Genomic DNA, 15,285 nt, shown 5'->3' with positions numbered 1-15,285 from the left:
CACCTGCGCTCACTCTCCACCTGGTTTTATAGATTCACTAGAGGAAGATCCCGATCCCTTATTATCATCTCCACCTCCTCCAATAGCCCCTCTTGCCTTATTTACAGCCGCAGCAGCAACTTGACCAGCACCTCCAGCAGCATCTTTGGCAGCAGATAAAGCTTTATTCACCATTTGTGCAGGAGTGCTACCTGAACCAAGTGCTGCCCTGTGATTACCAGCAAGCTCAGCAGCCATGCCGGGAAGAACGTTTAAAAAGTGGTAAAAGAGGAATAATACTAAACACAATTTTAATAATTCTCCGATTAGAGAGCTGCCAAACTCCATGTATGTAAAGTCGAATAGACCAAGTATGCTGCTCTTTTTAAAGCTATAATTTTGCATCATACATGCGAGAGTAGTTTCATTTTTATCACATTCCCCATCTTTCAATTTAAACCACTGTTTTTTCTTACTATATGAGATTTCTGCTTGTTTCTTTTCATATGACTTGTCTGGTTGTTCATTTTTATATGACTCGTCCAGTTTAAAATTTAAATTTTTAAAATAGATTTTATCACATGCTATGAACATAAAGGATAAAAACGCAAAAAGGATAACCGGGTATAAGCTATAGGTAATCAACTCTTTCACCCAGCCGTCAAAATATCCTTTGGTGTGTTGGAATAAAACCATAGGAATAAACAAAGGTGATAGAATAACAATTACACTTAAAGCAACTAGAGATAAAATAAATACATAGCACATCCACAAAATAACCATCATCAGCAAAATGGCCATAAATATACAGACAAGAGCTACTAAAATTTGTCCACCAGCGAAAATAATACCAATCACCGAACCTGCAACTAACAAGACAGGAGCAGCGCCAAGCAAAACCGCTAACGTTGCAACACCTCCAGTACCAATTTTGCCACCAATTCCATCTAAAGGGGCACCTAAATAAAATAAAATTCTGCAATCAAGCCTATCCCAAGGTGCAAGATAACTGTAGGATACCTTCTGCCCTGCACGATCGTATTCATAATCTTTACCTGCCTCATAATTACATATATTTTTACTCTCAGATGAAGCTTTAAGCACTATTTCTGATAAGCCGTTCGAAAGTTTTGTTAATTCCCCGTAATAATGAGACATAGTGCTACCTGTCGTAAAGTAAATCACTAAAGCGAATTTAATGATCAACATGTACATTTCTTGCGGACTACGCACTCCACCAGACATAACTTTTATAGAGAACAATATCAAAGCTAAAATTAAGATAGCAGTAACAGTGTTCTTCAGTCTTTTTTGTGCTACAGACAAAAAACTACCCTTAGCATGTCCATTTTTGTCTGTAAGTAAGTTACCACTTGAATCAATACCTGCCACTAAATTATCTAACGATTCCTTAATGCATTGCACTATCATAGAAGTTATAGGAATAGGAGATAATGACTTACTTCCCGCTTGATTGTAGCAAGCTTCAGATACATACGAGCTAAAACAGCTTTTATTGTCATAACCTACAAAAATTTTTCCTTCTTTTTCTTTTTTCCTGATAAGAGTTTTATAATCGTCATCCCTGTTGATAAAACTCCTTTCTTCACCACCTGTACCATCTTTATTTTTGAATAATATCACAGATTGTTCACACATAGGAGCAATCGGATCAGGTGGTAATTCCGTGCATCCTATATCAATTCCTTGCGGCCAAGCAGTTCCAGCTGCCCTAACTTCAGCCAATTCCACACATAACCTACCCATTTTTCTCACTGCCCTGAACGTTGATCCATATATGTCTTCGCTCTGTCCTGCTTTGAGAACTTTACATTTCAGCTCACCATCGACCGTCGGGGACCATGACCCATCTACATATCCAGTATCTTTTTCCCTTACATCAAAGTCTATGTATCCAGTTTTTTCTCTGGAATCAAAGTCTTTCTTGTTAAAAAGATTACCAAAAGTTAAAGGATTTCGATGACATATTTCTATATATTCACTGTATTGCACACCGTTTTTTGGCCAGTAGTAGTGTTCCCTATCAACATTCACAACATCCCAATCAGTAAAGTTTAAAATATCTTTCTCTGTTTGTTTTCCATCTTTTCCTGATCTTTTCTGTAATGCAGAAAAATATTCATCTTCTGTTCGATAATTTTTATCTGTATCACCACTATAACCTGTATCTTTTAGTTTAAAATTTTTATATCTCCCATCATTATCGTATGCAACTGGATGCCTAACAAAACTATGCTGACAAACAATAAGTCCCCCAACTGCCTTCCAGACTCCAACAATTGCAGCTATCATTCCAACGATAACAAGAGCAGTAAATAAACCAGCAGAAGAGACAATCAAAACAATACCAGTAAATATTGCACCAATAGCAATTGCTATCCCAGCAACTGCTGCAGATGTTTCAAACGCCTTACAGTCAGGATTAGAGGCACGGCTAAAGCTACCAGTAGAATTAAATCTGCTAACAAATTCCGTTTTGTCAGTACCACTTACTGTATCTGCAAACACTGGATACGAGAGCAAAAAATCTATATTTAACAAAAATATCGCAACTAACAGTAATGACAGTTTAGTTTTAAACATTTTTCACCTTTTGATAAAACACAGGCAACCACATCTTTGGATCATCTCCGACTTCTTTCAGTATATCATATAACAATAGAACACTTTCCGCACGTCCAGATAACACGTTGACCACATCATCCAAATCTTTCAGATCTATTCTAGCTACTACAGCATTAACTCCCTGCTTTACTAAAAAGAATCTAGTACTTGGATCTGTGTGTTTGATCAGTATGTACTCACGTTCAGTTAACATAAAAACATCTCGATAGACACTAGTAGCTTTCAGATTTGGCAAAAAAATTTGTGTTGCTGTCTGCTGTACAAGCGTATCACTAATAGCACTTTTACTTGCATCTTCAACACTCTGAGTAGCAAAAACTACAAAAGCATTTAACTTTCTCAGCACTTTCAACCAGTCTTTTATCTTAGGTGCAAAAACTGGATTATCTATTAACGCCCATGCTTCATCAAGAACAATAATAGATGGAGTGCCATCAAGCGATATACTAATCCTATGAAACAAATAAATCAAGACCGGCCCAAGAGCAACAGGATCTTTTAGCAAGCTAGCCATTTCAAAGCCAAACACTCTTGCTTTTGAAAAATCTAGCAAATCTTCTTTATTGTCAAATATTGCAGCATGAGAGCCATCATCATGCCACATAGATATTGCTCCAGCTAGAGTATCAGGGCCCGCAAGTCCTAAAAATGGTACAAGATTTCTCAAAAATCTGTCTTCTTTTTTTAATTTAAAATTTCCCTCAATTGCATCATTAATTCTAGCAATATCTTCTGAAGTGAATTTATCGTTGTACACTAAAATTAAAGATTTTATCCATTCCATCAAAAATGTTTTATTATCAGGAGTATCGTCAAGTTGCAGAGGATTAAAATTTGTCTTAGTTCTTGGTTCTATTATAGTATAGATACCACCAAGTGCTCTTAAAAAAATTTCTGCACCGCGATCTTTATCAAAAAAGAATATTCTTGGAGAAAATTTCATTGCTTGAGCACATAAAAAATTCATTAAAACAGTTTTGCCAGCACCTGTTGGCCCAATTATCATAGTATGTCCAACATCCCTTATATGAAAGTTGAAGAAAAATGGAGTGCCAGATGTTGTATCAAAAACTGTAACAGCATCTCCCCAGTGGTTATTGAATTTTTTACCAGTAGGATAATTATGTTGAGATGCAAAACCGGCCAAATTAAGACTACTTATTGTACCTTTTCTTACTATATAATCAAAATTACCAGGAATTTGCGCCCAAAATGCTGGTTCTAGATTAACCCTCTCACGAACAGGATAAACACCACAATTAGAAAGCTCCGATTCAACCAATGATAAAGCATTGTCCAATGATTTAGGGCTTTTTTCTATACATAAGATAGTTAAATGGTGTTCACCAAACGCAATTTTACCACTCATTGCATCATCAAGCGCATGAGAAATTTCTGCTATTTGAGAAATAGCTTTATCTGCAGATTGTATCATACGATTTTGCTGTATCTGCATTTTCGCAATTGCCATTTGCCTATTTGTAAATTGAAAAGACTGCGTGATAATAAATTCATAAGGAAGTTGTAAAAAAGAATCAAGCATTCCTGCGGAAGTATTATTTCCATATTCTTTGATACTAACTATTCCAGCATATTTACTTTCATTATGAGTCACAACCTGTATCATCTTATGGCCAAAAAATAACCTATGAACTGGTAAGTATCTTGATATTTCAGTTTTTAGTGGAAAAAGCGTATTTGTAACAAAGCCACAATTTACAATTCTAGACAGAAACTCCATTATTTCACAAAACAGCCCGTTTGGAGTTTCTTTTACTCCAAGGACTTTAGGCGAATAATTCCTAAGGCTTGTTACTATACGATTTGTCGTTTCCTCTAAATCTTCATAGGTATCACGCATATCACTTTCCCAAGCATGTTTTGAAGTTACATGCCCAAATTTTTTCAGTAGATGTGATAAAAATTCTACTCCCTTTGTATCTGCCCTACGAATAATCGTAATGTATAAATCATTAATAAAAGATTGCCTAGTTGCGTGTTTTTCTCTCCATTTTAGATTTACATGGTTAGCAAAAAAATTTGGTAAACTCTGGTTTGCAAATTCATCAGAAAAGATATTCTTCTTACGCCTGATGGTATGAAAGTACAAACTAAATGCTGGAGATGAAATGCTTCTTAGCATCTGATTTCTGATATTATTTTGTATCACCAAGTCTTCATCATCGGCCGTTTCAAACGCAAAGCCATTTAATTTTATAAATTTAACTAACCAATTCTGCTTTGTTATCAAGGTTGTACTATTCCAATAGCAAGAATAAGGTATAAATTCGGCAGCGTGAACCTCTCTACTTAGAATAGATTTATTCTTTGATTGAATAGCTCTAAATCTCAACATTGCATAACATCAAGTAATGTCATAAGAATTGGCTCCATGATAAAACCGATTTAAACATTTGGAACATTTTCCCAACTTTACCATAAATAACTCAATAAACAACGGTTCCTTTGCAGAAGCTATATAGCCAAGTCCATGTATACCTGGTAACATCAGGAGAATTACTCTAAGATCATTTGTATTAATGAAAATTAGCATGCAAATTAGAACGTTTAATATTGCAAACATATAACTCACACCAAAGAGCATTGCAGGTCTTGTAAGACCTTTAAATAATTGATTCGTTTGTATGCTGCCAGTAGACATATCTTTAACCTTCTAATAAGAGCTCTAACACTAATACTACATCATTAATTAAAAATCTATTGAAATGAATAGCACTTTAGGTAAGATAATTAATTTAAATTCAATGATTATAAGCTGGCCATTTCAAGAAGCAGAAAAAATACTACAAGAATTCCCTAATAAAAAAGAGATAATATTTGAGACTGGTTATGGTCCATCGGGTTTACCACATATTGGTACTTTTGGGGAAGTTTTTCGTACCACAGTTATTGCAAACGCTCTAAAAAAAATAGCTCCTAGTATAAAAACCAAAATCATTGCAGTTTCCGACGATATGGATGGTTTGCGAAAAATACCAGATAATGTACCAAATCAGGAAATGCTAAGAGAGAATCTGAACAAGCCATTAACCATGATACCTGACCCATTTGGCACTCATGAGAGTTATGGTCATCACATGAATTCGTTGTTGTGTAAATTTCTTGATTTGTTTGGATTTGAATACGAATTTAGGAGTGCAACAGAGTGTTATAAATCTGGCGTTTACGATGAAAAACTTTTACTCCTGCTGAAAAATTATGATAAAGTGATGGAAGTAATGCTTCCATCATTTCGGGAAGAAAGGCAGCAGACTTACAGTCCATTCTTGCCGATATGCCCAAAAACTTCCCAAGTTTTACAAGTTCCAGTAATTGAAACAAATACAGATAAAGGAACAATCACGTATGAAGACCCAAACGGGGAAAAAATAGAAGTTCCAGTGACAAAAGGAAAATGTAAACTGCAATGGAAACCTGATTGGGGGATGAGGTGGGCTGCATTCGGAGTTAATTACGAAGCTCATGGAAAGGATTTGACTCCATCTGCTGTGCTTTCAAGTCAAATATGTAAAATACTTGGAGAAAAGCCACCGCTTTTGTTTTGCTATGAGTTATTTCTTGATAAAGAAGGAAAGAAGATATCAAAATCAAAAGGAAATGGTATTTCAATTGAGGAGTGGCTAACTTATGCACCCACAGAGAGTTTAGCATTATACATCTTTCAGAGTCCTAAAAAAGCTAAACGTTTATATTTTGATGTGATACCAAAATCAACTGATGAATATTTGGAATTTGTTAAGCGTTATAATGAAAGTAAAGAAAAGGATGTAAACAGTCCTGTATGGCACATCCACCAGGGTAAAGTTCCAAACGTAGAAACTTCAGGCATAAATTTTTCGTTACTTTTAAACCTGGCAGCAGCTTGTAATGCTGAAAACAAAGAGATTCTTTGGGGTTTTATATCAACTTATGCACCAAACGTTACACCAGAAAGCAACAAAATGCTAGATAGGCTTTCGGATTTTGCAGTTAGGTATTATCACGACTTTATCAAGCCAACAAAAGCGTATAAAGCTTCAAACGAAAAAGAGAAAGAAGCGTTACTAGATTTAAAGAACAACCTACATTCCCTGCCTATTACAGCCACTGCTGAAGAGATTCAATCTCAGGTTTTCTCCATCGGAAAAAAACATAATTACAATAACTTACGCGATTGGTTTCAGTTTTTGTATGAAACATTACTTGGACAAAAAACCGGTCCTAGAATGGGATCTTTTATCAAGCTTTATGGAATAGATAATACAATCTCTCTTATAGAAAGTGCTACTGAACGTACACTTTAGAGTTTACCCTCTTTCATTTGAGTCCTCTAGTTTTATTACTTGACAAACCTTCCCACTTTCCTTATTATACTAATAAAGGTATTTATCCTTGTTTTTGGGCTCAACGACAAAATTCAGTAAAAAACTCAGATATTTATTGGCAAATTACATAAAATTATAGCGGCTTTTTTTATTTTTTCTACATTCAGCCAAATCACGCTTGTTAGCACATTATCAATTTACATTATTAAAACTCGTTACACGGGAATTTTTTTGTCTTTTTTTTATTTAGTAAATTTCTTAATATTCATAGCTAAAGTAATTTTAGAGAGCCAGCGCGTGACCAACCCGGTCAGTTTTCTGGATCCCAGTACTGGGATGAAAAGAAGAGAGCTGACTTGAATGACACCAAATGGACACTGGCTACTTTAATAATATTTCACCATGTCATTCCAGCACTTGATGCTGGAATCCAGAAGTTTTTTTGAGCACAAAAGTTATGCTAAGTTTTTCTTGGTAAGAAACCAGTGTCAGCTACTTGAAAAGGAAGAAGAGACTTCTTCCTTCTACTTAACTACACTGTTACACTTGACTTTGAAGAAATTTCTGATTGTAAATCAACTCCATTTAGCTTCTTACCAGGACTTGACGTTGCTTTTGCAATAGCATCCTTTAACTCATCACAAGGCTTCAACACTTCATATATAATGCCACCAGCAACAAGTCCTGTGAGTACAGCAGCAGCCACAGCTATCCCAGCCATAGCACCTACTGATAATGACACACCAATAAAATATGCAGAAGTAACTATTATCGCAGCTACAACAGATGCAATAACAAATATACCAACACCCGAGATTATTGCTAGCATAATTGCGTCTTCAGTAAGTTCTTTATCTAGAGTTTTGTTATCAAGATTATCTAATAAAGGATCAGCACCTGCTTTTAATAGAGCTCTTACTATCTTTTTATGATGTTCCCGAGCAGCAACGCACAAAGGAGTGTGTCCATATTCATTTGGAAGATCAATACTAGGCTTCTTATCTAATATAGCCTTTACTATCTCCATTTTGCCTTTCTCAACAGCAAGATATAAAGGAGTTCTTTCACTTTTATCTCGCAAATTAACATCAGCCCCCTTATCTAATAGAGCTTTTACTATTTTTTCGTTACCTTTTTCAATAGCCAAATGTAAAGGAGTTTTTTTATCGTTATCTCGCAAATTAACATCAGCCCCCTTATCTAATAGAGCTTTTACTATTTTTTCGTTACCTTTTTCAATAGCCAAATGTAAAGGAGTTTTTTTATCGTTATCTTGCAAATTAACATTTATACCTTCTACTGCTAATAGAGCGTTTACTATATTTTCGTTACCTTTTTCAATAGCCAAATGTAAAGGAGTTGCTTGAGATCGATTTTTCAAATTAACACCTATACCTTGTGCTGCTAATAGAGCGTTTACTATATTTTCGTTACCTTTTTCAATAGCCAAATGTAAAGAAGTTTCTTGAGATTGATTTTGCAAATTAACATCTATACCTTGTGCTGCTAATAGAGCTTTTACTATATTTTCGTTACCTTCTTTAATAGCCAAATGTAAAGGAGTTGCTTGAGATCGATTTTTCAAATTAACATCTATACCTTGTGCTGCTAATAGAGCGTTTACTATATTTTCGTTACCTTTTTCAATAGCCAAATGTAAAGGGGTTTCCTTAGATACATCTTGCAAATTAACATTTATGTCTCTTGCATTTAATAGAGCTTTTACTACATCTTTTTCATCATTTAGACATGCTATGTGTAATAATATTAATTCTTTTTTTCTAAAGCCATCATTATCACTAAATTTATAATTTATATCAGAACTTTTCTTCTCCCATTCTTTACAAGTAGATGGGTCTACTTTTTCTAGTTGCTCTTTTATTTTTTCAACTATGTTATCACCATTCAAATCATTTTCACGATTTACTATACCTAATACCTGTTCGAACAATGCTAAATACATATAAAATTCTCCTATAAAAATAATAATATACTTTAATTATTATATACTTAAGCAATAAAGTCAAGAATTTAATTAACTATCATAAACACTCAAGCAAGAAAAAGGGGCTTTTGTGCGAGCGTTATTAATCTTCAGTTTAATAGGATAAGATTCGTCAACGTTTCTGTAAGTATCTTCTATATAGAAGGGTTGCTACCAATAAAGCCTAAGCTGACCAAATACATTTCTGTAGATTCAGATCTACTTGATTTTGGTTTGAAGTATCTTACTGTTTTAAACATTTTTTTTAGCTCATTGCAGAAATCTTTATCAGATTCCCCTTGAAAAATTTTTACTACAAATTTGCCATCATGATTCAAAAAATGCTTTGCAAAATTGAGCGCTGCTTCGCATAAAAGCATAATTCTTATATGATCTAACGATTTTAAACCGCAAGATTCTGGTGCCATATCAGATAAAATTACATCAAATTTGTGATCCTTGAATTTTTCTCTTAAAATTTCAAGTTCGCTGATAATATCACACTGTATACACTCTACTCCACTAATTGCGTTTATTGGTTTGATGTCAACAGCAATCACACTCGCTCCTTTCTTAGATGCAACTTGTGACCACCCACCAGGAAAAGCGCCAAGATCAATAATTTTTTGCCCTTGTTGGAGTAGTTTAAATTTATCGTCTATTTCTATTAACTTATATGCCGAGCGCGATCTATAACCGTCCTTATTGGTTTTTTGCACATACTGATCATTCAAATGGCGATGTAGCCATCTTGTTGAAGATAACTTTCTACCTCTAGCTGTTTTTACTCTGGTCTTTATACTAATAACCTACTTATTATTGATTATATCTTTGAGCTCTTTTTCAACTACTTCTTTTACCAATGCATGTAGATACTTATTCAGCCACTCTGAAAGCTGAGGTTTTAAAAGAGATACAACTAATTCTTCAACAGTAAGATCCGCTCTTTTTTGTTGTTTATGCCGTAGTTCGCTTTGCATCTTTTCAAGCAATGTTTTAATTTCCTCCATATTTTCTTTTAAAACTAAATGCTCGTTACTTTGTTCTTGATAGCTCACTTTGTTATTACTCATTTGGATATTATCATACAAATTTTTCTCTTCTGAGTTGTAACTATGGCTATTAAATTGGTTATTCATTTTCTCACTTTGGCAATTATTCTCTTCTTCACTATTTTCTTTTTCTTCGATGTCTTCTGGATACTCCTCTTCAAGGCATAGTACATCATCATCTTCATCGATTACTTCTGCTTTATCAACACTTGCATTTTTACCCGATATAGCTTTTTTATATCTTCTAGGATATCTTTTACAGATTGATTATCGCTCATACCATTAAATTTAAAGGTTTATACTATTTATCATAAAAAGCAAGTTGTAAACACTAATTACATAATTGCTTTTTGCTCCAACCAGATCGGAGCGTGCTTTAAATAATGCATCTTCAGTGTCCAAAAGGTCAGATGTACTCTTTAAACTTAAGTTTACCTCTTGCTCAACTCCTTCCAATGCTAAAGCTGCTGCTTTTTCCGCTTCTTGACTTGCTTTAATAATAGCTTTTGCTGTTAGCACATTATTCCAAGCATCTACAACTGCTCCTTCTATATTTTTTACCGTTTCATAATAATCGTAGGTAGATTTTTTTGCATCCATTTTAGCTTTACTGACACCAAAAGCATTCGCTCCTTTTTTAAAGATTGGAACATCAAGAGTAAAAACTATATGAACATTTTCTAATAGCTTGTCTAATTTTACACCATCCTTCCCAAAATTTTTGTTTGCTCTTAGATTTAAAGAAGGAAGCCACTTGGAGCTTTCAGCGATCACTTCCATTCCAGCAGCTCTTTTTTGATAAACTGCTGCTTTTAGAGATAAATTATTGGTTTTTGCTAATTGTAAACATTCATTTAGCTCTGGAACAGAAGGTAATTTATCATTAGCTTCAGAAAGTTCATCAGCATCTTCGCCAATCAAATGATAATAAACAATATTTGCCAATTTTAATTTACCTTCAGCATCAACTCTTTCGGATATAGAAGACAAAAATTTTGCTTTTGCTAGCAAAACTTCAGCATTAGTAACTTCTCCAAGGGAAAAGCGTTTTTTCATAGCTGACAAATGTTCCAAAGAAACGCGTTCTCTATGTTCTCTGAGCTTTAATATTTCTGTCTTTTGTAAAACACTAACATATGCTTTCACAGCATTAAGTGCAAGCTCTTGTTTTGACTGCTGAAATTGCATTTTTGCTGCTTTGAGAAGATTACTTGATCGACTGAATGTAGCAAAGGTGCCACCACCATCTATTATTCTTTGACTTAATATTAGATCCTTTCCAGAGTTTTCCAGGCTAAAACTACTATCGAAATTATATTGTAAATTAATGTCAGGTAAAAATCCAGCTAACCCAGAAGATTTATAATATTTTTCTGCGCTTTTATATTGGTAAAATTGAGACTTTATTTTTGAGCTATTTTTGATAGCTTTGCTTATAGCCTCTTCCAAATCGATTGCATAGCAATCTATAGCACTAAAAGCGATTACAAATATAATAATCAATCGAAACATTTTGCTTTCTAGCATATTATTAAAGTTATTAGCATAAATTACTTTAATAATCAATAACTAATGTTGTTGACACTATCAAGCAACTTAGTATATCATAATCTACTGTTATGTATTGATATATGAAAACTTTTTTCTTAAAAGAGAAACAAGTCGATAAAAAATGGCTTGTTATAGATGCAGAAGGATTAGTAGTAGGAAGGCTTGCAGCGTTTGTAGCAGCGCTATTGCGTGGAAAGCATAAGCCTGAATACACACCTCATATGGATTGTGGAGATAATGTAATTATTGTTAATGCAGAAAAGGTGCATTTTACTGGGAAGAAGCTTAAAGATAAAATTTACTATAGGCATACAGGTTATTCTGGTGGTTTAAAGAAAACTACTCCAGATAATATTTTAAATGGCAAATTCCCTGAGCGTGTGATAAAAATGGCAGTAAAAAGAATGCTTGATGATGGTCCTATGGCACGTAGACGGTTTGAAAATTTGTATGTTTATTCTGGTTCAGAACATAAGCATCAAGGACAGCAACCTGAAAAAATAGATTTTGCCTCTTTAAATCGTAAAAATAAGAAATAATGGAGTAAAAAGTGAAAATAAATAATAATGATCAGCCAAAAAAGGAAATGATTGACTCACTTGGTCGTTCATATGCCACAGGTCGAAGGAAAGAATCTGTAGCAAGAGTATGGATAAAGCCAGGAAGTGGAAAATTTAGTGTTAATAAAAAAGATGATTTAATTTCTTATTTTAAAAGAGAATCAGTGTGTCAAATGATTAAATCGCCATTCATAGTAACTTCTATGTTAGATAGGTATGATGTGTTTGCAACTGTAAAAGGTGGAGGACTATCTGGCCAAGCAGGTGCCTTAGCTCATGGAATAAGCAGAGCTTTAAGTAGTATAAGTCAAGATCTACACTCTATATTACGTAAGGGTGGATTCCTAACTAGAGATTCACGTGTTGTTGAGCGTAAGAAATATGGTCAACATAAAGCTCGGAAAAAATGTCAGTTTTCTAAGAGATAATTGTTTCATAATGGTATTTTTTTGTAAATATTATACAAGTTCTTACAAGGGTTTATGACATTTTCTCTTTTTATGACGAATTTAGTTGACTATTGGCATTAGCATAATATGCTGTTTATGTAATTTTTCAATATTAAGGTAATTTATGAGTAAAGAAGATATAGTAAACCAACTGAGTCAAGAGTGCTCTAGTCAAGGTATAGATATAACAAAAGCTAGTTTGGGTAAGCTTCATGATATTTTTATGGAAACAATCAAGAACGATCTAAATCGTAAAGGTGAAATACGTTTGCATGGAATAGGGACATTCTCTACTGCTATAAGTAAGGAAAGACAATGCCGTAATCCTCAAAATGGTGAGATTATGACCGTTCCTGAAAAGAAAAGAGTAAGGTTTAAAGCAAGTCAAGCTCTTTCAAGTACTTTAAATACCAAAGAGAAAGTATAAGCTACTTAGATATTGTCATTTTCATCTTTTTAGTTACACTATGTAAGCCATGAAATATAGCCTCGCTGATTAAAGAATGGCCTATATTAAGAGCTGAGATGTGAGGTATCTCTTTTATTCTTTTAGCATGTTTATAATTTATGCCATGCCCTCCGTGGCATTCTATTCCTAGCTTATTAATGTATTCTGCAGAGTTAGTAATAAGTTTTAATTTTTCTTCTGATGGATTATCACAGTAATCCCCTGTGTGAATTTCTATTATGTCAGGCTTTCTTTCTAGCTTCTCAAGATATTTTAGTTGATTAATATTTGGATCGATAAACAGTGAGACTTTTATGTCAAAGCTATGCATTTCCTCTATTATACCAGAAAGTTTACTGTGCATATTCACGATATTCAGGCCACCTTCGGTTGTTAATTCTTCTCTTTTTTCTGGTACTATACAAATCGAATAGGGTTTTACTTCTTTTGCTATTTTGAGCATTTCTTCCGTAGCTGCGATTTCAAGATTTAACTCAGTGCTAATGTTTTGTTTTAGATTGAATACATCCTCATCTCTGATATGCCTTCTGTCTTCTCGTAAGTGTACGGTGATAAAATCTGCTCCAGCATCAATAGCTATTTTTGCTGCTTTTAATGGATCTGGATAAGAAGCTCCACGTGCGTTGCGAAGGGTTGCAACGTGATCAATATTAACGCCCAATTTCACAATTTACCTCAAAAATTATTTATAAATTATACATATTATTAGATCTTATGCATGTCATTGTTTAATGCCATATCTGAAAGACGGAGCTAGCAGTTATACCAATTCTCATTGTTGGCAAGTCAAATAAGAAACATTCAAAATTGTTTGATTGTGGAAGTGGAAAGAGAAGTAATAAATTTGCATACACTTGCCCTTTTTTACAGTTAATCTAGTTTATAGAACTACTCGTGGTAATCCAAACAAGATTTTTTCTCATAATCAAGTTATAGTAAACGGGGAAAATTTTTCGCATCTAAAAAATTTTAGATTTAGGATTGAAATTAATAAGTGGAGTGATTATGTAATGCATGTATTAGTAAAAGGAGGTACAACATGAGTAATATAGTTCATTTAAATAAAAACAATAATCGTGATAATTTTAGTGTAAGAGGGTTACAAAGAGCCGTTGATGACATATTTGATAGCTTTTTTACAGGATGGAACCCAGAGCTTTCCAAAAGAGGCAGTAGTCTACTACCAGTTTGTGATTTTTATGAAACAAAGGAAAGCTATTGCCTATCATTAGAGTTACCAGGTATTCCTAAAGAAAGCATAGACATTAGTATATCTGGCGATAACTTAATAGTGAAGGGTGAAAAAACATGTAATAATGAATCAAAAGATAAGCAGTTTTACCATAAAGAAAGGTACTATGGTTCTTTCTATAGATCTATTCAACTTCCAACAAATGTAGAGCAAGATAAGGTATCTGCCAACTTTTTAGATGGGGTATTGCATGTAACCATACCTAAGTCAGAGAAACACATCAAGAAAATTGATGTAAAGTAACCAGTAAGTAATAGCAGGCTTCTGACCTTGAGGCTTGCTATTTTAATATCTGTTCAGCAGAGTGGCAAAATAAGGTAAACGAGAAAAGACAACTAAATGAATGTCATGAAAGTAGCTGATGCTGGCTCCCTTATGAAGGTGTCATCTTAGCACCCAGACACTGATTTTTTAATTGAAAATGTTGTCTTGTTTGTGATAAATTTTGCTCGATGCCAGTGTCGAGCACTGGCATGACATTATAGAAGCTGGAATTACAGTGTCAGCTACTTGAATGACAATATTTGCTGTGTAATTTACCTTAAAAAATGAATATTCCTACAGCTACGTGTAAGCTACTTTCATGACACTCATTTAGTTGTCTTTTTTGCCACTTTGCTGAACAGATATGCAAAATATTAACTTAGCAATACAAAAAATTATCTATAGATTAGACACACCATTAGATCTTATGCATAGTCATTTTTTAATTCCATAGCTGAGACGGAGCCTGCTCCCCTTATCATGAAACTGAAGTCTATATGGTACCACAGTATAATGATATAATAAAATATGAAAAAAATACCAATAAAAAAAAGGCAAAAAAAGCCCGTATTAACTTTAACAATTTAAAATGATTTAATGTGAAAACCATAGGCGCCAATTGTTTTTTTAACTTAAAAATAAAAGTCAAGTATCAGGAATTCTAGACATAAACCCTCCTATATGAATAAAGAGCTAGCAAAAATAAACTTATATATTTTTTGCTGAAATTTGATTATTTGGTGAAAAAACCTGC

12 protein-coding genes and 1 pseudogene are annotated in these 15,285 nt (G+C 33.8%); 5 read left to right on the top strand and 8 right to left on the bottom strand.

Annotated elements, in window-relative coordinates:
* Window positions 1-9 precede the first annotated feature (9 nt).
* From OPR42_RS05250 to OPR42_RS05240, 3 genes are read right to left on the bottom strand one after another with little or no spacing between them, the layout of a single operon-like run.
* Window positions 10-2,583 (bottom strand): TrbL/VirB6 family protein, encoded by a 2,574-nt coding sequence (locus OPR42_RS05250; RefSeq protein ID WP_265042060.1) that lies wholly within the window; start codon window positions 2,581-2,583, stop codon window positions 10-12.
* Window positions 2,576-4,981, bottom strand: coding sequence for a VirB4 family type IV secretion/conjugal transfer ATPase (locus OPR42_RS05245; protein ID WP_010402460.1), 2,406 nt, complete (start codon window positions 4,979-4,981; stop codon window positions 2,576-2,578). The genes OPR42_RS05250 and OPR42_RS05245 overlap by 8 nt, the downstream gene beginning before the upstream one ends.
* Window positions 4,982-4,990: 9 nt before the next feature.
* Window positions 4,991-5,287: a type IV secretion system protein VirB3 gene (locus OPR42_RS05240; protein ID WP_006015054.1), complete on the bottom strand. Its 297-nt coding sequence runs from the start codon at window positions 5,285-5,287 to the stop codon at window positions 4,991-4,993.
* A gap of 64 nt (window positions 5,288-5,351) precedes the next feature.
* On the opposite strand from OPR42_RS05240, the gene OPR42_RS05235 reads away from it, so the two are divergent.
* Window positions 5,352-6,929, top strand: a complete 1,578-nt coding sequence (locus OPR42_RS05235) for a lysine--tRNA ligase (protein WP_265042059.1) — start codon at window positions 5,352-5,354, stop codon at window positions 6,927-6,929.
* Between the two features lie 553 nt (window positions 6,930-7,482).
* On the opposite strand, the gene OPR42_RS05230 is transcribed toward OPR42_RS05235, so the two are convergent.
* The 4 genes and pseudogenes from OPR42_RS05230 to OPR42_RS05215 form a co-directional block, all read right to left on the bottom strand.
* A complete protein-coding gene (locus OPR42_RS05230) occupies window positions 7,483-8,913 on the bottom strand; it encodes an ankyrin repeat domain-containing protein (RefSeq protein WP_265042058.1) in 1,431 nt (476 codons plus the stop codon).
* A gap of 176 nt (window positions 8,914-9,089) precedes the next feature.
* Window positions 9,090-9,668 (bottom strand): RlmE family RNA methyltransferase, encoded by a 579-nt coding sequence (locus OPR42_RS05225; RefSeq protein WP_052264860.1) that lies wholly within the window; start codon window positions 9,666-9,668, stop codon window positions 9,090-9,092.
* 75 nt (window positions 9,669-9,743) lie between these two features.
* Window positions 9,744-10,264: pseudogene (locus OPR42_RS08750) on the bottom strand (PopZ family protein).
* A gap of 10 nt (window positions 10,265-10,274) precedes the next feature.
* Window positions 10,275-11,498, bottom strand: a complete 1,224-nt coding sequence (locus tag OPR42_RS05215) for a TolC family protein (protein ID WP_265042056.1) — start codon at window positions 11,496-11,498, stop codon at window positions 10,275-10,277.
* A 119-nt stretch (window positions 11,499-11,617) separates the two neighbouring features.
* Here OPR42_RS05215 and rplM point away from each other — a divergent pair, with 119 nt between their 5' ends.
* The 3 genes from rplM (at window position 11,618) to OPR42_RS05200 (ending at window position 12,973) form a co-directional block, all read left to right on the top strand.
* Entirely contained in the window at window positions 11,618-12,076 is a 459-nt protein-coding gene (gene rplM, locus OPR42_RS05210) for a 50S ribosomal protein L13 (RefSeq protein WP_006014941.1), read from the top strand.
* A gap of 47 nt (window positions 12,077-12,123) precedes the next feature.
* Window positions 12,124-12,525: a 30S ribosomal protein S9 gene (gene rpsI / locus OPR42_RS05205; protein WP_265042371.1), complete on the top strand. Its 402-nt coding sequence runs from the start codon at window positions 12,124-12,126 to the stop codon at window positions 12,523-12,525.
* A gap of 145 nt (window positions 12,526-12,670) precedes the next feature.
* A complete protein-coding gene (locus OPR42_RS05200) occupies window positions 12,671-12,973 on the top strand; it encodes an HU family DNA-binding protein (RefSeq protein ID WP_019236673.1) in 303 nt (100 codons plus the stop codon).
* A gap of 1 nt (window position 12,974) precedes the next feature.
* Here the strand turns inward: OPR42_RS05200 and OPR42_RS05195 are convergent, their stop codons facing one another.
* Entirely contained in the window at window positions 12,975-13,682 is a 708-nt protein-coding gene (locus OPR42_RS05195; RefSeq protein WP_264375024.1) for a pyridoxine 5'-phosphate synthase, read from the bottom strand.
* Between the two features lie 372 nt (window positions 13,683-14,054).
* Between OPR42_RS05195 and OPR42_RS05190 the strand changes: the two genes are divergently transcribed.
* On the top strand, window positions 14,055-14,510 hold the full coding sequence (locus tag OPR42_RS05190; RefSeq protein WP_017532141.1) for an Hsp20/alpha crystallin family protein: 456 nt from the start codon (window positions 14,055-14,057) through the stop codon (window positions 14,508-14,510).
* Window positions 14,511-15,285: the final 775 nt, after the last annotated feature.

This window comes from Wolbachia endosymbiont (group B) of Melanostoma mellinum (genome assembly GCF_947251465.1).
Classification (GTDB): Bacteria; Pseudomonadota; Alphaproteobacteria; order Rickettsiales; family Anaplasmataceae; genus Wolbachia.
This window is presented reverse-complemented; position numbering and strand designations above follow the sequence as displayed.

What these genes read in the sequence shown, in the direction of transcription:
- OPR42_RS05240 (WP_006015054.1), bottom strand. Translation starts at nt 5,287, where the DNA reads ATGTCTACTGGCAGCATACAAACGAATCAATTATTTAAAGGTCTTACA.
- rpsI (WP_265042371.1), top strand. Translation starts at nt 12,124, where the DNA reads ATGATTGACTCACTTGGTCGTTCATATGCCACAGGTCGAAGGAAAGAA.
- rplM (WP_006014941.1), top strand. Translation starts at nt 11,618, where the DNA reads ATGAAAACTTTTTTCTTAAAAGAGAAACAAGTCGATAAAAAATGGCTT.
- OPR42_RS05215 (WP_265042056.1), bottom strand. Translation starts at nt 11,498, where the DNA reads ATGTTTCGATTGATTATTATATTTGTAATCGCTTTTAGTGCTATAGAT.
- OPR42_RS05190 (WP_017532141.1), top strand. Translation starts at nt 14,055, where the DNA reads ATGAGTAATATAGTTCATTTAAATAAAAACAATAATCGTGATAATTTT.
- OPR42_RS05200 (WP_019236673.1), top strand. Translation starts at nt 12,671, where the DNA reads ATGAGTAAAGAAGATATAGTAAACCAACTGAGTCAAGAGTGCTCTAGT.
- OPR42_RS05245 (WP_010402460.1), bottom strand. Translation starts at nt 4,981, where the DNA reads ATGTTGAGATTTAGAGCTATTCAATCAAAGAATAAATCTATTCTAAGT.
- OPR42_RS05230 (WP_265042058.1), bottom strand. Translation starts at nt 8,913, where the DNA reads ATGTATTTAGCATTGTTCGAACAGGTATTAGGTATAGTAAATCGTGAA.
- OPR42_RS05235 (WP_265042059.1), top strand. Translation starts at nt 5,352, where the DNA reads ATGAATAGCACTTTAGGTAAGATAATTAATTTAAATTCAATGATTATA.
- OPR42_RS05250 (WP_265042060.1), bottom strand. Translation starts at nt 2,583, where the DNA reads ATGTTTAAAACTAAACTGTCATTACTGTTAGTTGCGATATTTTTGTTA.